At 63.3% G+C, this 22794-nt stretch carries 23 protein-coding genes; all 23 read left to right on the forward strand.

What is annotated here, in order from left to right:
• Positions 1-128 precede the first annotated feature (128 nt).
• The 23 genes from fliD (at position 129) to fliE (ending at position 22784) form a co-directional block, all read left to right on the forward strand.
• Positions 129-1454: a flagellar filament capping protein FliD gene (gene fliD, locus FHY18_RS01285; RefSeq protein ID WP_259149953.1), complete on the forward strand. Its 1326-nt coding sequence runs from the start codon at positions 129-131 to the stop codon at positions 1452-1454.
• A gap of 151 nt (positions 1455-1605) precedes the next feature.
• A complete protein-coding gene (fliS, locus tag FHY18_RS01290) occupies positions 1606-2019 on the forward strand; it encodes a flagellar export chaperone FliS (RefSeq protein ID WP_046964184.1) in 414 nt (137 codons plus the stop codon).
• A gap of 8 nt (positions 2020-2027) precedes the next feature.
• Complete coding sequence (locus FHY18_RS01295) at positions 2028-2321, forward strand: hypothetical protein (RefSeq protein ID WP_259149955.1); 294 nt, start codon at positions 2028-2030, stop codon at positions 2319-2321.
• Positions 2321-2893 carry a PilZ domain-containing protein gene (locus tag FHY18_RS01300; RefSeq protein WP_259149957.1) on the forward strand — a complete coding sequence of 191 codons (573 nt, stop codon included), beginning with the start codon at positions 2321-2323 and terminating at the stop codon, positions 2891-2893. Before FHY18_RS01295 ends, FHY18_RS01300 begins: the two co-directional genes overlap by 1 nt.
• 70 nt (positions 2894-2963) lie before the next feature.
• A complete protein-coding gene (locus FHY18_RS01305; protein ID WP_003482986.1) occupies positions 2964-3596 on the forward strand; it encodes a response regulator transcription factor in 633 nt (210 codons plus the stop codon).
• 253 nt (positions 3597-3849) lie between these two features.
• The gene (gene rpoN / locus FHY18_RS01310) at positions 3850-5253 is read left to right on the forward strand and encodes an RNA polymerase factor sigma-54 (RefSeq protein ID WP_259150097.1); all 1404 of its coding nucleotides are present in this window, start codon (positions 3850-3852) and stop codon (positions 5251-5253) included.
• A gap of 8 nt (positions 5254-5261) precedes the next feature.
• Positions 5262-5645, forward strand: a complete 384-nt coding sequence (locus FHY18_RS01315; RefSeq protein WP_005997154.1) for a response regulator transcription factor — start codon at positions 5262-5264, stop codon at positions 5643-5645.
• A complete protein-coding gene (locus FHY18_RS01320) occupies positions 5638-7122 on the forward strand; it encodes a sigma-54 dependent transcriptional regulator (protein ID WP_259150119.1) in 1485 nt (494 codons plus the stop codon). Before FHY18_RS01315 ends, FHY18_RS01320 begins: the two co-directional genes overlap by 8 nt.
• Positions 7123-7238: 116 nt before the next feature.
• A complete protein-coding gene (locus FHY18_RS01325) occupies positions 7239-8348 on the forward strand; it encodes a DegT/DnrJ/EryC1/StrS family aminotransferase (RefSeq protein WP_259150121.1) in 1110 nt (369 codons plus the stop codon).
• A 64-nt stretch (positions 8349-8412) separates the two neighbouring features.
• The gene (locus tag FHY18_RS01330; RefSeq protein WP_054319002.1) at positions 8413-8637 is read left to right on the forward strand and encodes an acyl carrier protein; all 225 of its coding nucleotides are present in this window, start codon (positions 8413-8415) and stop codon (positions 8635-8637) included.
• A gap of 5 nt (positions 8638-8642) precedes the next feature.
• Positions 8643-9683: a ketoacyl-ACP synthase III gene (locus tag FHY18_RS01335; protein WP_259150126.1), complete on the forward strand. Its 1041-nt coding sequence runs from the start codon at positions 8643-8645 to the stop codon at positions 9681-9683.
• A 2-nt stretch (positions 9684-9685) separates the two neighbouring features.
• Positions 9686-10444 carry an SDR family oxidoreductase gene (locus FHY18_RS01340; RefSeq protein ID WP_259150127.1) on the forward strand — a complete coding sequence of 253 codons (759 nt, stop codon included), beginning with the start codon at positions 9686-9688 and terminating at the stop codon, positions 10442-10444.
• 14 nt (positions 10445-10458) lie between these two features.
• A complete protein-coding gene (locus FHY18_RS01345) occupies positions 10459-11220 on the forward strand; it encodes an SDR family oxidoreductase (RefSeq protein WP_276577129.1) in 762 nt (253 codons plus the stop codon).
• A complete protein-coding gene (locus FHY18_RS01350) occupies positions 11217-11864 on the forward strand; it encodes an acetyltransferase (protein ID WP_259150130.1) in 648 nt (215 codons plus the stop codon). Before FHY18_RS01345 ends, FHY18_RS01350 begins: the two co-directional genes overlap by 4 nt.
• 14 nt (positions 11865-11878) lie before the next feature.
• Positions 11879-13018: an aromatic ring-hydroxylating dioxygenase subunit alpha gene (locus FHY18_RS01355; protein ID WP_259150134.1), complete on the forward strand. Its 1140-nt coding sequence runs from the start codon at positions 11879-11881 to the stop codon at positions 13016-13018.
• A complete protein-coding gene (locus tag FHY18_RS01360) occupies positions 13015-13644 on the forward strand; it encodes an acetyltransferase (protein WP_259150139.1) in 630 nt (209 codons plus the stop codon). Before FHY18_RS01355 ends, FHY18_RS01360 begins: the two co-directional genes overlap by 4 nt.
• A gap of 37 nt (positions 13645-13681) precedes the next feature.
• Complete coding sequence (locus FHY18_RS01365) at positions 13682-14827, forward strand: Rieske 2Fe-2S domain-containing protein (RefSeq protein WP_259150141.1); 1146 nt, start codon at positions 13682-13684, stop codon at positions 14825-14827.
• Positions 14817-15440 (forward strand): UDP-3-O-(3-hydroxymyristoyl)glucosamine N-acyltransferase, encoded by a 624-nt coding sequence (locus FHY18_RS01370; protein ID WP_259150143.1) that lies wholly within the window; start codon positions 14817-14819, stop codon positions 15438-15440. The genes FHY18_RS01365 and FHY18_RS01370 overlap by 11 nt, the downstream gene beginning before the upstream one ends.
• A 69-nt stretch (positions 15441-15509) precedes the next feature.
• A complete protein-coding gene (locus FHY18_RS01375; RefSeq protein ID WP_259150145.1) occupies positions 15510-16361 on the forward strand; it encodes a hypothetical protein in 852 nt (283 codons plus the stop codon).
• 38 nt (positions 16362-16399) lie between these two features.
• The gene (locus tag FHY18_RS01380) at positions 16400-16582 is read left to right on the forward strand and encodes a hypothetical protein (RefSeq protein WP_259152569.1); all 183 of its coding nucleotides are present in this window, start codon (positions 16400-16402) and stop codon (positions 16580-16582) included.
• Positions 16566-18083 carry an FkbM family methyltransferase gene (locus tag FHY18_RS01385; RefSeq protein ID WP_259150147.1) on the forward strand — a complete coding sequence of 506 codons (1518 nt, stop codon included), beginning with the start codon at positions 16566-16568 and terminating at the stop codon, positions 18081-18083. The genes FHY18_RS01380 and FHY18_RS01385 overlap by 17 nt, the downstream gene beginning before the upstream one ends.
• A gap of 244 nt (positions 18084-18327) precedes the next feature.
• Positions 18328-21825: a glycosyltransferase gene (locus tag FHY18_RS01390; RefSeq protein WP_259152451.1), complete on the forward strand. Its 3498-nt coding sequence runs from the start codon at positions 18328-18330 to the stop codon at positions 21823-21825.
• A 587-nt stretch (positions 21826-22412) separates the two neighbouring features.
• A complete protein-coding gene (gene fliE, locus FHY18_RS01395; RefSeq protein ID WP_010373676.1) occupies positions 22413-22784 on the forward strand; it encodes a flagellar hook-basal body complex protein FliE in 372 nt (123 codons plus the stop codon).
• Positions 22785-22794 lie beyond the last annotated feature (10 nt).

A 22794-nucleotide genomic window follows, 5' to 3' on the forward strand; every position in this document is an offset into this window, starting at 1 on the left:
ACGGAAGTTGCATCAGCGTTGCGGTCAGCCAGACGTATCGGCGCCGCTCAAGTCCCCCCGGATGCGGCCGATACCCGTCTGGTAATCCCATGCATCCGCTGTCCGGATGCCCAGACGAGGAATGCAACATGGCATCGGTGATCAGTACGTCCAGCTCCGGGCTGGATATCCCCACCGTGGTGTCCACCCTGGTATCCCGTCAGAAGGATCCGGAGCAGGCGCGCATCAACAAGGCCGGCACCGCAGCGACCACGCAGCTGTCGGCCATCAGCCAGATCAAGAGCAGCATGACCACGCTCAAGTCTGCGCTGGACAAGGTCGTCAGCAGCGCCGATACCAACGCCTACAAGGCCACGGTCCCCACCGATGCCGGCTTTACCGCCACCACCACCAGTTCGGCCGCTCCCGGCAACTACTCGGTGGAAGTGGTCTCGCTGGCCAGCGCGCAAAAGCTCGCCTCCGGCGCGTTCACCGCCGATGCCACCGTCGGCAGCGGCACGCTGACCATTGGCTACGGCGACAAAAGCATCACCGTGGACATCAGCGGCACCGACAAGCTCACCGACATCGCCGCCGCCATAAACAAGGCCGCCGGTGGCAAGGGCGTCACTGCCAGCGTGGTGACCGCCAACGATGGCCAGCACCTGGTGTTCAACGCGGTCGACTCCGGCACCAAGGGCGCATTGACCGTCAGTGCCAGCGACCCCAGCCTGAGCGGGCTCACCTATGGCCCCGGCGTCACCGGCGGGTTGAACCAGACCGTGGCCGCCGCCGATGCGCTGGTGCGCGTGGACGGCTTCGAGCGCACCTCCAGCTCCAACACCATCAGCGACATCGTGCCGGGCGTGGTGCTCAACCTGACCAAGGCCGCCGAAGGCACCAAGGTCAACCTGGGCGTTGCGGCCGACACCAGCGGCCTGAAGGCCAACCTCACCGCCTACGCGGCCGCCTACAACACCGCCAATACCTTGCTGGCCAAGAGCAGCGCCTACGACGCCACCACCAAGACCGCCGCGGCCTTGACCGGCGACTCGCTGGTGCGCAGCCTGCAACAGCAACTGCGCGGCCAGGTCAGTGGCAACCTTACCGAACTCAAGGCGCTGGGCCTGAACATCGACAAGGATGGCGTGATGAGCTTCGACGGCGGCAAGTTCGACACCGCCATCGCCGCCGACGGCGGCGCCGCTGCCGAGGTGTTCGGCAAGGACAGCAAATACGGCTCGGCCATGACCAAGTTGCTGGACAGCAACGTCAACGCCACCAATGGCACCCTGACCCTGCGTTCGGACAGCTTGAACAAGACCATCAAGGGCTACGAGTCCGACCTGGACGACCTCGACGCGCGCATGACCAAGCTCTCCGATCGCTACACCGCGCAGTTCACCGCGATGGAAACCATGATCAGCAAGCTGCAGAGCAGCACCAGCTCGCTCAGCAGCCTGCTGACAAGCTGATTTCCGTGATGCCAGTCCTCAAGTCGTACGCCGATGTTGCCGATACAAGAAGTACCTATCGTGATGTCGGCCTTGCCTCTTGGCAGGAGCGTTGTCGCAGGAGCACCCCGCTCCGGGACCAGCGAAGGCCAGCCAATTGAGGGAGTCATCCATGTACGGTTCCAATCGTCAATATGCCGAGCAATACCGCAAGGTCGGCGTGTCCACCAGCGTCACCGAAGCCGACCCGCACAAGCTGGTGTCGCTGTTGTTCGCCGGTGCCTGCCAGCGCATCCGCCTGGCCCAGGCCTGCATGGTGCAGGGCGACCAGGCACGCAAGGGCAAGGCCATCGGCGAAGCCTGCGCGATCGTCGGTCATTTGAACGGCTCGCTCGATCACGAAGCCGGTGGCGAAATCGCTGGTAACCTGTCGGCCCTGTACGACTACGTCATGCAGCGCCTGACCGCTGCCAACCTGCACAACGACGAGACCGCGTTGACCGAAGCGCTGGATCTGCTCAGCGAAATCGATTCGGCGTGGAACTCCATTCCCCTCGAACAACGCGGCCTCGCTGCGGTTTCCTGAGTCCAGCCATGCACAGCGCGCAAAGCCTCCAAGCCGAAATCGCCGACCTCCGCCTTGCCATGGCGCAAGAGGATTTCGAGGCGATGCCGTTCCTGCTCGACAGCCACGACCTGCACTTGCGCGAGTATGCGCAGCACGCGGATCTGAGCCAGGACCGCGACGCGCTGCAGACCTTGCAGACGATGCAGCAGGATTTGATGCGGATGATGCTCGACCGTCGCCGCAAGCTCCTGGATCTGATCCGCGCCCAGCGCACCTCCTCTTCGGCCAGCCGCGCCTACGCCCGGGTCGGACGGATCTGATGACCGCGCTCGGCACACTCGCGCCCTCCGCCGATGCCGAGCTGTTTGCCGACACGCTCAGTTGCGAACTGCGTCTGCCGGCCGGCTTCCGCGCCGGTGCCGATGCCGATGCGGGCTCGCACAGTGCCGCAGAGACGCTGCTGCGCAGCCTGGGCCAGGTCGAAGACCTGCGTAGCGATGAGAGCAGCGAAGACCGTGGCGAACTGCCGCTGCTGGTGCAGCGGATGGACGCCAAGCTCGATCTGATGCTCGCGCTGATCGGCCGCCTGGTGCGCCAGGGAGACAGCGGCCTGATCCAGACCATGGTGCATTGGTCGGTCCGCGGGATCCGCCTGAATTGCGCAACCAGCCACGCGCCGGGCACGACCGGCAGCGTCTGCCTGCAACCATCCGACTGGCTTCCTGAATTGGTACAGCTTCCGGCCGAGGTACTGGCCAGCGCAAGCGATGGTCACGATCAATGGCTTTGGCTGCGGTTCGCGCCACTCTCACCCGGGTTGCAGGAGGCTCTGGAACGTCATCTGTTTCGTCTGCATCGCCGTCAGATCGCCGACGCCCGCCGCCAGCGCTGATCCCGATGGTTGGCGCCGGGCGCCGGGTCGGCTAAGGTGCCCCATACCGAAAAAAGGTCTCTTCTGCGCCGTGCGAGTCATCATCGTCGACGATCACACCCTTGTCCGTGCAGGCCTGTCCAGGCTGCTGCAAACCTTTGCCGGCATCGATGTCGTCGGTGAGGCCAGCAACGCGCAACAAGCCCTGGACATGACATCCCTGCATCGCCCGGATCTGGTGCTGATGGACCTGTCCCTGCCCGGCCGTAGCGGTCTGGACGCCATGACCGACGTGCTGCGCGCCGCACCACGCACCCATGTGGTGATGATGTCGATGCACGACGACCCTGTGCATGTGCGCGATGCGCTCGATCGTGGCGCGGTCGGTTTCGTGGTCAAGGACGCTGCGCCGCTGGAGCTGGAACTGGCGCTGCGCGCTGCCGCTGCCGGCCAGGTGTTCCTGAGCCCGCAGATCTCGTCCAAGATGATTGCGCCGATGCTGGGCCGCGAAAAACCGGTGGGTATTGCGGCGCTGTCGCCGCGCCAGCGCGAGATCCTGCGCGAGATCGGTCGCGGCCAGAGCAACAAGGAAATTGCCGCCGACCTGGGCATCAGCGTCAAGACGGTGGAGACCCATCGCGCGCGCATGATGGAGTCGCTGGGCTGCCGCCGCGCCAACGACCTGGTCCTGCTGGCCGCCAAGCATCACAACGAACTGGTCTGAGCGATTGCAGCCGCAATCGCCGTATCGGTGACTCGAAGGACCCGGCGCGGCCCGCACAGGGCTGCCGCAACGAAAACAGTGACGGAATTCCGTCGGGCACGCTTGAGCTCGCCCATCCTGTCAGGGGATTCCCGACACGCTGTCAGGAAAATCATGAGCCACCTCACCCGACTCCCTGATTAGAAACCCGTCGCTTTGTCCTGCAAGATGCGTTCCATCGCTGCCGCATGCAGCGCCCTTCGGAAGCGCTTCCATGAAGACGACCATTTCCGCCCAGCTTGGCCAGCAACTGCACCTCACCCCGCAGCTGCTGCAGTCGATCCGTCTGTTGCAACTGGACGGCATGCAGTTGGAACTGGAAATCCGTCGCGCCCTGGAAACCAATCCGTTGCTGGAGTTGGAAGAGCTGGCCGATAACGGGGACGAGGCCGCCACCAACGACGATGGCGCCAGCGATGTCGCCGCCTTCGACGAGCTGCCGGAAAGCACGATGTGGGACGTGCAGAGCAGTAGCTGGAACGATGGCGACGACGACCGCATGCAGCGCGTGGCCGCCGGCGAGTCCACCGACCCGCATGTGCGCATCCTGCGCGAACTGGCGCTGGACCTGGACGAGGCCGCATTGGGGGCCGCCGCGTTCTGGTTGGAGCAGACCGACGATGCCGGGTATCTGACCGAGGCACTGTCGACGCTGCAGCAGCTCGGCGCCACGCGCCTGGGTATGACCGTCGAGGCAGTGGAAGCGAGCCGCCAACGCCTGTTGCACGGCGACCCGGCGGGCCTGGCCGCCTGCGATCTGCGCGAATGCCTGCAAGCCCAGTTGAGCGCCCTGCCCGGCCGCGTTCCGGCCCGTCATCTGGCCGCGCGCATCCTGGCCGGCGATCTGGATCTGCTGGCCGGCCACGACTACGCGCTGCTGGCGCGTGCGCACGATGCCGAAGTGGGCGATGCGCGCGAAGCGGTGCGGCTGATCCTGTCGCTGCAGCCGCGTCCGGGCGACGACCTGCTGCAAGAAAGCAACGCCAGCGTCATTCCGGATGTGCTCGCCTGGCATGCCGATGGCAGCTGGCGCGTGGCGTTGAACCCGGCAACCACCCATCGCGTCAGCATCAACCCGGTGCACGAACGCGCGCTGGCAGAGGCCGGCGATGCCGCACAGCCGCTGCGCGACATGTTGCAGGAAGCGCGCTGGCTGACCCGCGGTCTGTCGATGCGCTACGAAACCCTGCTGCGCGCCACGCGTGCAATCGTCGAACGCCAGGCCGCCTTCCTGGCGCGCGGCGAAGAAGCGATGGCACCGCTGACCCTGAAGGAAATCGCCGACGAGATCGGCATGCACGAATCCACCATTTCGCGCATCACCACCGGCAAATACCTGCAAACCCCGCGTGGCACCTTCGAACTCAAGCATTTCTTCGCCGTGCGGCTCGAAGGCGCCAGTGTCTCCGGCCAGGCGGTCAAGGCCATGGTGCGTCGCTTGATCGAGAGCGAGCCGGCGGGTCGCCCGCTGGCCGACGAAGCCATCGCCGGCCTGTTGTCGCGTCAGGGCGTTAATATTGCGCGGAGGACCGTGGCCAAGTACCGCGAACAACTGGACATCGCCCCGGCCCGCGAGCGCCGCCGTAACAACAAACCGCTGCTTGCGCGAGCGGGATAAGGACTACTATGAGCAAACTCACCGTGCTGCTGGTCGACGACCACGAGGGCTTCATCAACGCTGCGATGCGTCATTTTCGCAAAGTGGAGTGGCTCAACATCGTGGGCAGTGCCGCCAATGGACTGGAAGCGATCGAGCGCTCTGAGTCGCTGCGCCCCAATGTCGTGTTGATGGATCTGGCCATGCCCGAGATGGGCGGCCTGCAGGCCACGCGTCTGATCAAGACACAGGACGATCCGCCGTATATTGTCATCGCGAGCCACTTCGACGATGCCGAGCATCGTGAACACGCTCTTCGCGCGGGTGCTGACAATTTTGTCAGCAAGCTGTCCTATATCCAGGAAGTCATGCCAATCCTGGAGGGCCTGACGGAAGGAGCCAGGAATGAGTGAGTCCCGCATTCTGTTGATCGACAGTGACGCCGTGCGCGCCGAGCGCACCGTCTCGCTGCTCGAGTTCATGGACTTCAATCCCCGCTGGGTCACCGACGGCGCCGACATCAATCCTGGCCGTCACCGCCACGATGAGTGGATGGCGGTGATGGTGGGCTCGGCGCAGGACGCCGCGCAGGCCGACAAATTCTTCGACTGGCTGGCCGATGCCAAGCTGCCGCCGCCGGTGCTGTTGATGGAAGGCAGCCCGACCACGTTTGCGCAGACCCATGGCCTGCACGAAGCCAATGTCTGGGCGCTGGACACGCCGCTGCGCCACGCGCAGCTGGAAGCGCTGCTGCGCCGCGCAAGCCTCAAGCGCCTGGATGCCGAGCACCAGGCCGGCGTGCAACAGGACACCGGGCCGACCGGCAACAGCGAGGCGGTCACCCGCCTGCGCCGGCTGATCGACCAGGTGGCAGCGTTCGACACCACGGTGCTGGTGCTGGGCGAATCGGGCACCGGCAAGGAGGTCGTCGCGCGCGCCATCCACCAGCACTCGCCCCGCCGTGATGGGCCGTTCGTGGCGATCAACTGCGGCGCGATCCCGCCGGACCTGCTGGAAAGCGAACTGTTCGGCCACGAAAAAGGCGCCTTCACCGGTGCGCTGACCACCCGCAAGGGCCGCTTCGAAATGGCCGAGGGCGGTACCCTGCTGCTCGACGAAATCGGCGACATGAGCCTGCCGATGCAGGTGAAGTTGCTGCGCGTGCTGCAGGAACGCAGTTTCGAGCGTGTTGGCGGCGGCCAGACCATCCGCTGCAATGTGCGCGTGATCGCCGCCACCCACCGCAATCTGGAAACCCGCATCAGCGACGGGCAGTTCCGTGAGGACCTGTTCTATCGCCTCAACGTGTTCCCGATCGAAATGCCGGCGTTGCGCGAGCGCGTCGACGATCTGGCCAGCCTGGTGCAGACGATCGCCGGCCAGCTGGCGCGTACCGGTCGCGGCGAAGTGCGCTTTGCCGATGAGGCGCTGCAGGCGCTGCGCAGCTACGACTGGCCGGGCAACGTGCGCGAACTGACCAACCTGGTGGAGCGCCTGGCGGTGTTGCATCCGGGTGGGTTGGTGCGCGTACAGGACCTTCCGGCGCGCTATCGCGGCGACTTCGCATCGTCCATTCCGGTCGAGTTGCCGCCGGAGCCGGCCCTGGTGGCGGCGCCTGCCGACGTCAACGCCTTGCCTAGCAATGTGGTGACGCTGCAACCCAAGACCGCCGACGCCGAACCGGTCTCTGCTGCCAGCCTGCCCGACGATGGCATCGACCTGCGTGGCCATATGGCCAACATCGAGCTGGCCCTCATCAACGAGGCGCTGGAACGCACCCAGGGGGTGGTTGCGCATGCAGCCCAGTTACTCGGCCTGCGCCGCACCACGCTGGTGGAGAAGCTGCGCAAGTACGGCATCGACCGCGAGCAGACCGAGCTGGCGAACTGAGCCGGCCACCGCTCCGCCAGCGCCCGCTGGCATAGCGCTTGCTTCAACAGGATCACTCCGTCCGCAACCGCCGATTGCGGCGGAATCCCGACATCCACCGTCCCAGCGAGGCATTGATGCCCATCCCCGTCACCAGTCCGCTGCTGCCGCCGCTGGAAGACTTTCTGCCGTACCTGGAACGGATCTGGACCAGTCGCACCGTCAGCAACGGGGGGGAGATGCACCGTGCGCTCGAGCAGGCGCTGTGCGACTACCTGGGAGTGCCGCATCTGGCCCTGCTGACCAACGGCACTACCGCGTTGATCACCGCCCTGCAGGCGCTGCGCATCACCGGCGAAGTCATCACCACCCCCTACTCCTTCGTGGCCACGGCGCACTCGTTGCTGTGGAAGAGCATCACTCCGGTATTCGTGGATATCGACCCGGTGACGCTCAACATGGACCCGTCCAAGATCGAGGCGGCCATCACCCCGCAGACCACCGCGATCATGCCGGTGCATTGCTATGGCACCGCGTGCGATACCACTGCCATCACCCGCATCGCCGACATCTACAACCTCAAGGTGATCTACGACGCAGCGCATGCGTTTGGCGTGCGCGATGCCGGCGGATCGATCCTGCGCCACGGCGACCTGAGCGTGTTGAGCTTTCATGCCACCAAGGTATTCAACACCTTCGAGGGCGGCGCCATCGTGTGCCCGGACGAAAGAACCTACCAACGCATCGGGCATCTGAAGAATTTCGGCTTCGTCGACGAAACCACGGTGGTGGCACCGGGCATCAACGGCAAAATGAACGAAATCAGCGCGGCATTCGGCCTGTTGCAGCTCAAGCATATCGACGAAGCCATTGCGCAGCGCCGCGCCATCGACGCGCAATACCGGCAACGATTGAGCGAGGTGCGTGGCATCCGCTGCGTCGCAGCACCGCAGCATTCCAGCGCCAATCATGCGTATTTTCCGATCCTGGTGCGGGACGACTACCCGCTGGCGCGCGATGCGCTGTACCAATTGATGCGCGAGCACGGCATCCTGGCACGACGGTATTTCTATCCGTTGATCAGCGACTTCCCGATGTATCGCGCCCTGCCCTCGTCGGCACCGGCGCGGCTGCCGGTAGCGCGCTCGGTGGCCGCCCAAGTATTGTGCCTGCCGATCTTTCCCGGTTTGACCAGCGAACAGGTCGATACCATTGCCGACCTGATCGCCGGCGCACAGGCAACATGATCGCACCACGCTGCACCTGCATTTCAGACTCCCATCTCTTCAACAGGCAACCAGGCGAGCTCGCATGACCCAGGCAACATTTATCGAGAACTTCCTCTCCGCCACCGACTTCCAGGAGCCGGTGGAGGTCACACTGGACACCGTACTACTGGAATTGCCGGAGTGGGACTCGCTGGCAGCGTTGGGCGTGATCGTCATGTTCGACATGGAATACAGCAAGACCATCACCGGCGAAGATCTCACTGCCGCCGTCACCGTCGGCGATCTCTACAAACTGACCGAGGCGTAAGCACCATGCCGACCTCCACGCTGCACAATGTCCGCTTTGCCGGCATGGCGACCTGCGTGCCGAAGCGGGTCGTGTCCAATCTCACCGACTGCCGGCCGCAGATCCGCTCCGAGCGCGAGCGCCTGGTGCGCAACATCGGCATCGAGACGCGCCGCATGGCGTCGGAGTGGCAGTGCTTTTCCGACCTGGCTTTCGATGCGACTGAGGTACTGCTGGAAAAACTGCAGTGGAAGCGCGAGGAGATCGATGCGCTGATCGTGGTGACGCAGTCGCCGGATTACCCGATCCCCGCCACCGCCATCATCCTGCAGGACAGACTTGGGCTGTCGCACGCCACGGTCGCGTTCGATGTAAACCTGGGCTGCTCGGCCTACCCGTTCGGCATCAACCTGCTCGGCTCGATGATCGCCGCCGGCGGCGTCAAGAAGGGCCTGCTGCTGGTCGGCGACCGCAGCGCCAACCTGGAAGACCCGATCTTCTCCGACTCCGGCACCGCCACCGCGCTGGAGTTCAGCGCCGACGCGCCACCGATGTATTTCGACCTCAACAGCGATGGCAGCGGCTACAAGGCGATCATCCTGCCCGTGGGCGGGCACCGTGAACCGGTCGGCATACAGCACCTTGTGCCCTACCGCGAGGAAGCAGATGGCCCGTGGAAGCGCGGTGTGGATCTGCAGCTCGACGGCGTGGCCGTGCTGAGCTTCTCAACCCAGCGCATCCCGCCCGCAGTGCAGAAAATGCTGGACTACACCGGCGTTTCCAAGGATGAGATCGATTATTTCGTGTTCCACCAAGCCAACCGCATGATCAACGAAACCATCCGTAAGAAGCTCGGTCTGCCGGTGGAAAAAGTTCCCTCTACGCTGCGCGACTTCGGCAATACCAGCGGCGCCTCGCTGCCGGTGACCATGACTGCGCGGATCAACAAGGAACTCGAATCCGGGCCCAAACGCGTGTTGCTGTGCGGCTTCGGCATCGGGCTGTCGTGGGGCACCTGCCTGGTGGATATCAAGGGTGCGGTGTTTCCTGATTTGATCGAGTCGTGAGCATGACGGCTGTGAGCACGGACACATTCGGGCTGCAAGACAAAACCATTTTGGTGACCGGTGCCTCCTCGGGCATCGGAGCAGCGGTCGCGGCACTGTGCGCCCGGCTCGGCGCGACCTTGGTACTGACCGGACGCGACGAAGCGCGCTTGACTGCCGTGGCCTCGGCATTGCACGGCAGCGGTCACAATGTGCTAGCAGGTGACCTCACCGAAGAAGCGACCCGCAAGCGGCTGGTGGATGCGGCGCCGGGCTATGACGGGCTGGCATCGTGTGCAGGCCTTGCCGCCTTGGTGCCGTTTCGGATGGCCGCAGAAAAACACCTGCAGCAAATGCTGTCGGTGAATTATCTGGCGCCGGTCAGCCTGACCCAGCAGTTGCTTGCCAAGAAGCGTTTACGCGGCTCCGCGTCGCTGGTCTATGTGACCGCACTCTCTGCACGTGCGGCGCCCCAGGCTGCAGCAGGATATGCCGCGTCCAAAGCCGCACTCGAGGCGGCAGTGCGCACGCTGGCATTGGAACAGGCCAAGCATGGCTTGCGCGCCAATTGCGTGGCGCCTGGCTATGTCGACACACCCATGCTGAAAAAACTGGGCACGGCCGCCGACATGGACGACAAGATCGCACTGACGCCGCTGGGCCGCATCGATCCAGATGACGTCGCCAAGGGTGTGGCCTACCTGCTCTCAACTGCCAGCCGGTGGATCACCCGGAGCACGTTGACCATCGATGGCGGCATCTCACTGCCGATCCGCTTATGAGTCTGGAAATCCCTATGCCCGCTCCAGATACTATCTCAGCGTTGCTGCGCGACTTGTATGGATTGCACGGCAAGACTGTGCTGGTCACTGGCGCCTCTAAGGGCATCGGTGAGGCGGTAGCGCAGGCCTGTGCAAATGCGGGCGCGCAGCTGCTGATTGCAGGGCGCGACGAGCAACGCCTGCAAGCCACGCTCGCCGCGTTGCCGGGCGATGGGCACCGCCTTTTTGCTGGCGACCTGAGCGATGCGGCTGCCGTGCAACAGCTCGCTGCTGACTGCGGGCCGGTCGACGGAGTGGTACACAGCGCTGGCATTCGCGGGCTTTCGCCGATGAAGCTGGTCAGCGACAAATTTCTGCGCGAGGTGATGGACATCAACTACATGGCACCGGTGATGCTGACACGGCATCTGCTGGCGCGGCAGTCGCTGCGCCCCGGCGGCTCGGTGCTGTTCATTTCATCCATCGCCGCGCTCACCGGCACCGTCGGCGTCGGCCCTTACGCAGGCTCGAAAGCCGCCCTGATCGGTACCTTGCGCCCATTGGCACTGGAACTGGCACGGCGGAAGATTCGCGCCAATGCGCTTTGCCCGGGCCTGGTCGAGACCTCGTTGATCAATAAGGACAAGGCCTGGTTCGAGGAAAGCCGCAAGCGCTATCCGCTGGGCATCGGCGACCCAAACGACGTGGCGCTGGCCTGTCTGTATTTTCTCTCGGACGCCAGTAGCAAAGTGACCGGCCAGGCTTTCAGTATGGATGGCGGCGTGGAATTCGCATGAGCACTCGACCACGCTATCAGGTGTTGATCATCGGCGCCGGCGGCTTTGGCAAGGGTGTGGCAGCCATGGCCTATCACGACGATCCCGAGTACGGAACCGATTGGGAGATCAAGGGATTTTTGGATAGCCGCAGCGAGCTCGGCACTACGACGCGATGGCCGATTCTCGGAGATCCAGACAGCTACCAAATCGTCGAGAACGATCACTTCGTCTGCGCGCTGGGCGATCCTGCCGCACGCCGTCGCTACACTCGCCCGCTGATCGAGCGTGGCGCCCACTTCATGATATTGCGGCCGCGCCTGCGCGAAGCATCACCCACGCCGATCGGACGCGGCAGTCTATTCGAAGTCGGCGTGTCCATCGGCGCCGACAGCCGCATCGGCGAGTTTGTCACCATCCTGGCCACCACCATCGTCGGTCACGATGTCACCATCGGTGACTACGTGCAGATCGGCAACTTCGTGTTCATCGGTGGCGGCGTGCGCATCGGCAACGACGTGACGATCCATCCGCATGCGACCTTACTGCCAGGGATCGCGGTGGGCGATGGCGCTTTGATCGGCGCCGGCAGCGTGGTGATCAAGGATGTCCCGCCAAACGTCACGGTGGCCGGCAATCCCGCACGCACCATCTTCAGCAAGTAGCAGGGCCCCGCACAATGACCCGCCACGCACTCGATGCCGAGCACTACATCACCGAGCACAGCCTGCGCCTGGAACAGCAGCGGTTGTTCGGCAAGCTGTGGAATTTCGTCGGCTTTTCCTCAATGGTGCGCGAACGCAACCAGTTCTTTGCGCGCCAGGTGGCCGGCGTCCCGGTATTGGTCCAGCGCACCGACGCAGGTATCCGCGCCTTCCTCAATCAGTGCCCGCATCGGCAGTCGGCGATCCAGATCGAACGCCACGGCAAGCGCCCGCTGGTCTGCCCTTACCACGCCTGGTCGTTCGGCGCGGAAGGCGAGCTGCGCGGACTGCCCAATTCCGGGCTGTACCAGTTCAGTGCCGAAGAAAAAGCCGGTATCTGCCTGACCCAGTTCCATCTGGAACAGGTCGGCCAGTTGCTGTTCGTGAACTTCTCGGACGATCCGTTGCCGCTGCACGAGCAGTTCTCGCCCGAGTTCCTGCAAGACGTCCGCACAGCATCGATGCACCTGGATTCGCAGATCATCTACAGCTGCCACCGCGTGCACTACAACTGGAAGTTGAACATGGAGAACGTGAAGGACTACAACCATATCCCGTTCATCCACCCCAAGACGTTCAACCCGCTGATGACGGACGCGCCTAAGCCTTCCGCTAACGTTGAGCGTCCAGCTAACGTTCCGTCTCACGTACAGGAGCTTCTGCAATCGTATATGCGCCCTGCCGTGAGCGAACTGAGCTTCCCCGCAAAAGCGTCGATCACGCCAGATGAGAATTGGTATAGCTCGCTTTGCGATCGCTACCGCGAGGAATCAGCCTTCTACAACTGGTTCATATACCCGAATGTGAACTTCTATAGCGTGCGTGGCGACAGCTTCGTACTGCAACAGTACGATCCGGTGTCCGCTTACGAAACCGACTACCATTTGTGGGTGATGACCGCACGCCGCAATAGCGAACGCACGGACTTTACCGCCTTGTTGAGCGCGCTGATTCGCATCGAGCATCAAGTCATTGCCGAGGACACTGCAGTGCTGGAACGCATGCAGGCAGGTTTTGGCGCTCATTCCCGGCGATTCATGCACGGCGATTACGAAACCCAGCTGGTACGGCAGCATCTGTGGTATCGCGCCAACGTGCTGGGGGAGCCCGCATGAAGTCGCTGGTCTTGCTGGGCGAAGGCGCTGCGCTAGAGCAGGCGCAACTTACTGCGCAGGACTGCGAGCTTGTCCATTCCAGCCTCGAACTGACCTCCACTGACCACTACAACTTCGATCTAGGCGAGCTACTGGCGCTCCACATCGTCAGTGCCACCGAGGTCTTCGTCGCGCTCGACGAACGCGCAGTCAACCATGCGCGGCACAAGTTGCTCGCCGACGTGCGCCTGGCCGGCTATCGCACGATCAATCTTGTATCGCCGCATGCCCATGTCGATACCGCCGTGCGTCTAATGGGCAATGTGTATATCGGCCCCGGCTGCAATTTGGCCGCTGGCGCCACTATCGGCCCCGGTAGCTGGCTGGACCGGCAGGTAATCGTCGAGCAGAACGTGCGCCTGGGTGCTTGCGTCACTTTGCAGGCCGGTGTCCTTCTCGGCCACGACGTGGAGATCGGACAAAGCAGCACCCTGGGCCGGGGCTGCATTGCGCCAGCCAAGGCCAAGATCGGCCGCCATTGCGAGTGGCTGTTGCCTAGCATGTTGCCGGCTGCCCTGCCGGACCGCTGCTTTTATGATGTCTTGATGCCTCAAGGCGCACATATTCTCAACGGCGGACGACCATGACATATAACAGCCAACACGATTGACAAGGCAGTGACTTATGCGCTCGCGAATGCACCCCAGGTACTACCTGTCACCGGAGATCTTTGAGCGCGAGCAGCGCAAGATCTTCCGTCGGGTTTGGTTGTTTGCAGGGCTCAGGACACTGCTGCGGGAAAACAACTGCTTCATCACCCGCAAGATTGCGGGCATTCCCGTGGTAATCCAGAACTTCCACGGCCAAATCCGTGCGTTCGAAAACATTTGCCTCCACCGCAGTGCACTGATTCAAACCGGAGCTATCGGTTGCCGGCCTTTGGTGTGCCCCTACCACGCCTGGAGTTACGACGAACAAGGCCGAGTAAAGAACATCCCGGACTGCGATGCGATTTATCGCCTTAGCAGTAGTGAAAAGGATAACTTGAAGCTGCGCGAATTCTCACTGCGCCCCATCGGCAACCTGCTGTTCGTCAACCTCGATCCCAACCCAATGCCAATCGAGGAGCAGTTTTCCGAAGACTTCATCGCCTTGCTGGAAAGTAGTTCCAACGCCTATGACACCGAGGTCATGGTGACCACATGGCATGGCCGGTACAACTGGAAACTCGCTTACGAAAATCTGCGGGATGGCAATCACCCGCGCTTCGTCCACCCCAAGACCTTGGCCAAGAGCGTCAGCTTTTTTGCCGAGGTAAACGAAGAACAAGCCAAGGAGTCCACGGAAGCGTTGCAAGACAGCTCGCCCGCAGCCTTAAGGCGCGAAATGCGCCGCTTCAGTTTCGGTGGCCCGGAAGCCGCCATCCCCAACCTCAAGCACTTCGGCTGGCACGATAAAGTGGAACGCTGGGGTACGCAGGATGCCTACTTCAACTGGTTGGCGTTCCCGAACATGCATATCGCCAGCTCCAACGGCGGCTATTCCTTCACGCTGGAACACCACATCCCCGTCGCACCGGACCGGACCGACCTGGAAATCTATTGGTTTAGCGCACGCAGGAAACAGCCTTACGGTTCTTCCAGCCAAGTACTCCTGGCACAAATGCACGGCAGCAAGGTGGTGGTGGGCGAAGACGTGGACATCATGGAGCGGGTGCAAGCGGCATTGCACACAGACGCGCCTCTGCCCACCCAGGGTGCCTATGAATCCATGAATCGCCTGGTCGAACGCTGGTACACGCAGCTGATGGAAACCGAACATGAAATCTAGGTGGATCATCGGCGGCAGCGAATACCTCGACCTGGCCTTCCATGCCTGGAAGCAATCGCGTCAGGACGAGACGGTCATCAGGATCGAGGTTCCACAAGACTCGGAACACGAGTTCGATCTTGGCGTACTGGATGGACTGAATCCGACCGAAGGAGCCATGTTCGTGGCGTTCGACGAACGCTTCGGCAACTTCAAGCGCATGGAGCTGATGCAGCTGGCGATGGCGCGCGGTTTTCGCCTGGAGCCTTTCGTCAGCACTTCGGCCGTGGTCGCTGCCGATGCGGTGATCGGCCGCAACTGCTTCATCGGTGACGGTGTGGTGATCGGCGCGGGCAGTCGTATCGACTACAACACCGTGCTGCATAGCGGGGTCAAGATCGGCGCTGGTGTGCATCTGCGCCCCTCATGCTGGTGCGACATCGGCGTAAGCATCGGCCACAGCATCGAGATCGGCACGCACGCCATCCTGCGTATGGGAGCGGTAGTCAGCTCTGGCGTCCGCATCGGCCGCCACTGCGAATTGGGCTGGCCACGCCTGTATGACCATGACCTGCCCAGCCGCACGGTGTACGACACCCGCTATGACGAACCCATCTTAGTTTACGGACAGTAATAGAGGAGCCGGGCCGCACGCCTGTCGCACAATGAAAACCAACTACATATTCCTCGCCGGCATGGCGAAATGCGGGACCACGACCCTGGCCGGCTGGCTGACCAAAAACGGGCCGGCACGCCGCCGTCACTGCTCGCACCGGCACAACTGCCGTGGCTGGATGCCAGCTCCGGCTACGCCATCAGTCCCTATGCGATCTCTCGGCTGCCCGAACATAACACCCGAATCGTGCTATGCCTGCGCAATTCCTTCGAGCGGACCTGGAGTTCCTACCGCATGAATAAGATCAACGCTCTCCAGGACAGCGAGGCGCTGACGCTTTCCAACAGTTACTTGAAAGCCTCTGGAACCACCACGGCCCGGGGTGGGACGCTGTTGCCAAAGATCACCGCGTCCACTCCCTACCAGGAAGAGAAGGACCTTCAAGTGCGCGTGTTTCCTCGGGTTTCCTCTGGTTACGTCGAGCGTCATTTCGATGCAGAGATTGATAGACTCCGCCAAGGAGACTTCGCAGGCCGGCTGGATTACGAAACGGCATTCCTGATGACTCGGCGGAGCTTCCCCTTCATGTCTGTCCTGATGGCGAGCTTCTATTACGCCGGCATTAGGAGCTTCCTCGATCGGTACCGTCCGGAAGACCTGATCCTCGTCTCACTCAATAAGCTGAAGGAAGAGGCGAACCGTGTAAAGTTTCTGTCGAGGCTGGTCGGCGAGGAACCTGAGACGGATGAAGTAAAGTTTGGCTTCACCAGCCGCGACCTGTCCTTCGATGAGCAGAAGCCCGACTTCGACGCACCGAAGTTCGACTCGCTGCGGTCAGCGTTGTCCTACGATTTACAGCAGTACTCAGACCTACTGGCCGCGCGCGGCGTGGCCACGGACCTGCTGGACTGGGACGATCTACGCCGGCACTTACGCTAAGCGCTCGCGGCTGCCATTGCTGGCACCGATCCGCGAAGATGACACTCTCCTTCCAGCTGACCGGCGCCGTCGTACGCGGGGGCGTCACGGCGGGACGCAGCTCTGAACTTGGCTGGCCGCATGTCTACTGCGATAACTTCCCTGCCAAGATCTATTTCGACGCCCGCTACGACACCCTCATTCATACCTACGGGACAGACGTTCATGAACTCCAGAAATGAGCAGCTTCGCCAGCGGATTCTAAGTATTGCGGAGCAGGAGCGCCCTGTACTTGACGGTGTCGTTTCACGCCTACCCGCGATTGCAAACCGCCCTGTATTCCTCGTCGCCCCCGAGTCCTATGCAGGCATGGTGCATGGTCCCAGGGTCGTTTCCGAACTGCACCATGTTGTTGCCGCAATTGATGACCAAAGCATCCACCTGGACCGCATTCACGGCGCGCCGCGCTGGAGTAGTCAGGAGTTTCTTGCCAAGGCGGGGCAGTATGCCGATGCGATCGCTATCGACTTCTCTTGCAGTCCACGCGGGCGGGCATTTGCCCATGACCTTTGCACAAGCGTGGGCATCGAGCGACTCAGCGTTGCGCCTTCCCTAGATCCGTTGATCACACATTTCGAGCAGCGCTCCCTGTTCCTGCTCCAACCGCGCTCGGGCATTGGCAACATTTATGGCCCAATGATCGTCCAGCACCCCAGCAGCCATGTCATTGCTGCCGTTGATGACCAGCCAGGCGACAGCGACACCGTTCATGGGGTGCCGCGTTGGAGTTCGCGCCAGTTCATCGAACAAGCGACCCAGCATCCCCAGGCCTTGGCCATCGATTTTTCTTACAGCCCGGGAGAATCGGGCGTGGCCCACAAACTCTGCGAACAAGCAGGCATCGAAAGGGTGGATGCCTGCCTGGCCGTTGCGCACTGTGGGCTGGTCGCCGTATACGAGCCTGCCCAGGTCTACCGTCAGCGGACGCTTCTCCGCCTGGATGAATTCTTGCGTCTTGCGGATCGACTTGACGACGATTTAAGCGTTTTTACGCTCTACAGCAACCTGTTGTTCCGCCTAACCTACGACTCCAGCCTTCTGTTGGACTGCTGGGCGACGCCGATCAACGAGTACTTTTCGGAATACGCCGATAGCAGCACATTCCAGCTAGGGCAGCGTGAACATTTCTGTGATGGCGGCGCCTTCCAGGGCCCTATCGTCCGCAAGTTTCTAGAAGCATCCCGCTATCGCTACGAAAGCATCACCGCCTTCGAACCCGATGGCATCAACTTTCAGAAACTGCAGGGCATCGCGAGCGCCCTCCCCCTTCCCCCGCACAATTTCAAGGCCATCAGAAAAGCCATCTCCAACGAACATGCGACGCTGCGCTTCGAGGAGACCGGCACCGTCTCCAGCCATGTATCGTCCCATGGCGGAATCTCCGTGGCTACCACGCGCCTGGACGACGAATTAGAAAAGCTGACGTTCCTGAAGTTGGACATCGAAGGATTTGAAGCCAGGGCACTGGAAGGCGCCTCCCACCTCATCCGTACCCAGCGCCCCCGCATGGCGATTTGTGTCTACCACTACGCCCAGGATTTGCTGGATATCGTGGAACAGCTGGACAAATTGGTGGATGGCTACCACTTCCGCCTACGCCAGCACTCTCCCGGCCACTACTACGACCTCGTTCTGTATGCATCGCCTGTGGCCGGTGCCGCACCACCGCCCTGGGCGGAGTAAACCAAGGAAAATTCACGACTTATAAGGGCCTGCTCACAATGCCATCGCCGCCATCGCTCCCGATGGCGACGCATCAAGTTACGAGCGGCATGCATATTGCAATGGTTCTCGGCCAATTCGATACTCGCCGCCTTCCGGCATGATCGGACCGATTCGCGCCGGCATCGCGTCTAGCATCGGATAACTCTTGAATGATCAACTCGGACGACCGCCCTTGAGTTCTCTTGCCCTGGTCAGCATCGTCATGCCGACCTACAAGCCGCGCTACTTTGCGCAGGCGTTGGACAGCGTGCTGGCGCAGACCTACACAGCGTTAGAGCTGGTGATCTGCGACGACAATGCGGATGGCGCGATTGAGGCAGTGGTGGCAACGCGGCTGGCCGGTGCGCCCTTTCCGATCCGCTACCACCCCAACACGCCAAGGCTTGGCGAGCGCCTCAGCACGATCAAGGGGATTGGCTTAGCACAGGGCGAATACGTCAAGCTCCTGCACGACGATGACGTGCTGCAGCCGGATTGCGTCGCGCAGCTGGTGGAAGCGATCGAACATAATCCGGGCACGGCAATGGCGTCCTCGCGGCGGTTGCGGATCGACGACGATGGCGCACCGTTGCCGGATATCCTGGCCACCAGCTTTCCGTTCGACGAAGACGTGCTGATCGATGGGCCGGAGCTGGTGTCGTTCCTGTCCGACCACGCCATCAACTTTATCGGCGAGCCCAGCTGCGTACTGTGCCGGCGCGCCGATCTGCTGGCGTTGGGCAACCAGCTGATGGAATTGAACGGTAAGGCCATCGATTGGGTCGGCGATCTGGCGATCTACGTCAAGCTGCTGCGCCATGGCAACCTGGCGTTTCTGGCCAGGCCGCTCACGCACTTCCGGGTGTCCAGCGCGCAGTTCAGCCAGGCCGGCCGCGATCAGGTCGGGGTCGGCGACCAGGGCCACGAAGACCTGCGCCAGGGCATCCGCCAGCTCGGCTGGCGACGCGAGACCGGCGACAACCGCCAGGTGCGGGTCGCCCCGCTCAGCCCGCACAAGGCGCGCGTGTTCAAGTCGGTGGATCTGGTCAATGCGCTGATGCGCAGCGCCGGCATGGCCGAACAGGTGTCGCCGGCCACTTGGCTGGGCGTGCGCCATCCGAGCCAGGTGCAGCGCGCGTTGATCGATGCGCGCCTACAGGCGCATGCCGGCGGGCCGCGCATTGCGGTGATGCTGATCGACCGCGACGGGGATGCCGCAGCAGTGGCCGCAACCCTGGCCAGCATCGATGCGGTGGCCTGCTTTCGCAATCGGCAGACCTGGGTGGTCAGCAGTGCACCGCACCAGGTGGCCGCCCGCGGCGAGCATGGCGTGCTGATTGGCGATGCGGGTCTGGTGGCCGCACTCAACCAGGCCATCGCAGGGCAGCAGGATGTCGATTGGGTGCTGCTGGTGGATGCCGGCAGCCTCTTTACCGTCAGCGGCCTGACGATGCTGGCGCTGGGCATGATCGGGCTGCCCGAGCAGTGCCAGGCTGTCTATGCGGATGAAGTGGTTGCGCTGGACACCGCGCAGCTTGGGCTGGCGTTGCGGCCGGCGCTGTATCTGGATGTGCTGCTGAGCGCGCCGTCCACACTGTCGCGGCACTGGCTGTTCCGCCGTAGCAGTCTGGTGGCCGACGGCGGTTTTCCGGCAGGCCTTGGGCAGGCCTTCGAACTCGGCTATCAGCTTGGCCTGGTCGAGCGTTACGGCCTGGCCTGTGTGCAGCACATCGCCGAGCCATTGTTGGTGGCCGCAGCCCAGACACTGCAAACCGATGCGGACGAGCAACGTGCCATCGCCCGCCACCTGGCCGCGCGCGGGTATGCGGATGCACGCGTGCACAGCGCCGGCCCTGGTCGGCATGCGGTGGATTACCAGCATGCTCAGCAGCCGCTGGTCAGCATCCTGGTGCTGGTCGATGGCCGGTTGCCGCAGGTGCAGCGCTGCCTGGAAAGCATCCTGGCCAACACCGCCTACCCGCATTACGAGGTGCTGCTGCTGGACCGCGACAGCACCGCCCCGGACCTGCGCGATTGGTTGGCTGGCATCGATGCGCTGGGCCTGCAGCAGATCCGCGTGCTGCGCGTTGCTGCCGAGCCTGCGCGCGAAGCGGTCTGCAATGCCGCCGCCGAGCATGCACGTGGGGATATGTTGCTGTGGCTGTCGGCCGGCGCTGCGGTGATGAAGGCCGATTGGCTGGAGCAGCTGCTCAATCATGCGCTGCGGCCGGAGGTGGGCGCGGTTGCCGGCAAATTGCTGCGCGGCGACGGCACCGTGCATCACGCCGGTCTGCTGCTGGGCCTGGGGGCACCGGCGGCGCGCGCGTTCGAAGGCCATGCGTTCGACGAATCCGGTTATCTGCAGCGCCTGCAGCTGGACCAGAACTACACCGCCTTGAGCGGCGAATGCCTGATGCTGCCGCGCCAGCTGTTTATCGACGCAGGCGGTTTTGCGCTGGAGCCGGCACTGGCGCAGTGGAGCGATGTCGACCTGTGCCTGCGCCTGCACCAGGCCGGCTACCTGAATGTGTTCGCGGCGCGGGCGCAGCTGTTGATCGATCCACCGGAGCAGATGCCCGCCACTGCGCTGGACGAAGAAGCGATGTACGCGCGTTGGCTTCCGGTGATGGCCAACGACCCGGCCTACAACCCGGGCTTCTCGCTGGATCCCGACGCAGGCTTCCAACTGGCCGACCCGCGCGCCAGCTGGCGGCCGTTGCAATCGTGGCGGCCGCTGCCGAGCGTGATCGCACTGCCGGCCGATATCGAAGGCTGCGGACACTATCGGGTGATCCAGCCGCTGCGCGCCCTGCGCGAGGCCGGCCTGGCCGAAGGCGTGCTGTTCAACGGCTACCTGGAGATTGCCGAACTGGCGCGTCAGGATCCCGACGTAGTGATCCTGCAACGCCAGGTGGGCGAGGCGCGGCTGGAGGCGATGCGGCGAATGAAGGCGCTGTCGCGCGCGTTCAAGGTCTACGAGCTGGACGATTACCTGCCCAACCTGCCGCTGAAGAATGCCCATCGCGCGCAGATGCCCAAGGACATTCTCAAGACCGTGCGACGCGGGCTGGGCATGGTGGACCGCTTCGTGGTCTCCACACCTGCCCTGGCCGAGGCGTTTGCCGGGCTGCATAGCGATATTCGCGTGGCGGAAAACCGCTTGCCGCCACATTGGTGGGAACATCTGCCCGCGCGGGCCGAACGCCAGGGTGGCAAGCCGCGGATTGGCTGGGCTGGCGGCGCCAGCCATACCGGCGACCTGGAGCTGATTGCCGACGTGGTGAAGGAGCTCGCCGGCGAGGTGGAATGGGTGTTCATGGGGATGTACCCGTTCGCACTGCGCCAGCACATCCACCAGTTCCAGCCGGGCGTGCCGATCGATCAGTACCCTGCGGCGCTGGCGGCGCTGGATCTGGATCTGGCGCTGGCGCCGGTGGAGCAGAACCTGTTCAACGAGTGCAAGAGCAATCTGCGCCTGCTGGAGTACGGTGCCTGCGGCTATCCGGTGATCGCCAGCGACGTGCGCTGCTATCAGGGCACCCTGCCGGTGACCCTGGTGAAGAACCGTTATCGCGACTGGATCGGCGCGATCCGCGAACATCTGGCCGACCTGGACGCGGCGCGCGCCAAGGGTGCGGCCTTGCGCGAGGCAGTGAGACGCGACTGGATGTTGAGCGGCAGCCATCTGGACAGCTGGCGAGCGGCCTGGTTGCCGGACTAGCGCGGGGACGCTGCTTCAGCGTTTTCCGGCTGGCGGTAGAACGTGTGTATGGCCGCGTGTGAATTGACGGTGCTGCCCTCATCCGGCGCTGCGCGCCACCTTCTCCCGCCCGCGGGAGAAGGGAAAGCATTGGCTGTGCGTGATCTGTCGGTGCACTGCAGCTGACCATCACCGGCTTCCTTCCCCCGCTTGCGGGGGAAGGTGCCCGAAGGGCGGATGGGGGCATGCGACCACACGCTAGTCTGCGCGTTGCCATGCATGCAGCGGCGTGGCAATTGACGGTGCCGCCCTCATCCGGCGCTACGCGCCACCTTCTCCCGCCCGCGGGAGAAGGGAAAGCATTGGCTGCGCGTGACGTGGGAAAGGAAAACCTTGGCTGCGAGTGATCTGTCAGTCCACTGCAACTGACCATCACCGACTCCCTTCCCCCGCGTGCGGGGGAAGGTGCCCGAAGGGCGGATGGGGGGCGGTATCGCTGCGACGCGCTCGCGACAGGGCGCGGCAGGAACGTGCCCGCGCCGGAATCCCGGCACGATTTCGGCACGCCGCTTGCATCGGTGTGGATGCCTCCCTGGCTGACCGCACCCATGAGCGACTCCGTTACCTCGATTCTTTCGCAGATCCGCAGCTACCAGACGCAGATGGGCCAAGGCCCGATGGGTGCGGTGGGCGATGCGGCGCGCGGCAATCAGATCCAGGGACTGGCTGGCGCACAGGGAACGCCGGCCACCCAGGCGCCGAGCTTCAGCGAGACCTTGCGCGGCGCCATCGGCGGCGTCAACGAGGCCCAGCAGAAGGCCGGCGCGCTCTCCAAGGCGTTTGAAATGGGCGACCCCAGTGCCGATCTGGCCCGGGTCATGGTCGCCTCCCAGCAATCCCAGGTGGCCTTCCGCGCCACCGTGGAAGTCCGCAACCGTCTCGTCCAGGCTTACCAGGACGTCATGAACATGCCGCTGTAAAGGTTGACGA

The sequence above is a fragment of the Xanthomonas sp. 3793 genome (genome assembly GCF_024806835.1).
GTDB lineage: Bacteria > Pseudomonadota > Gammaproteobacteria > Xanthomonadales > Xanthomonadaceae > Xanthomonas > Xanthomonas arboricola_F.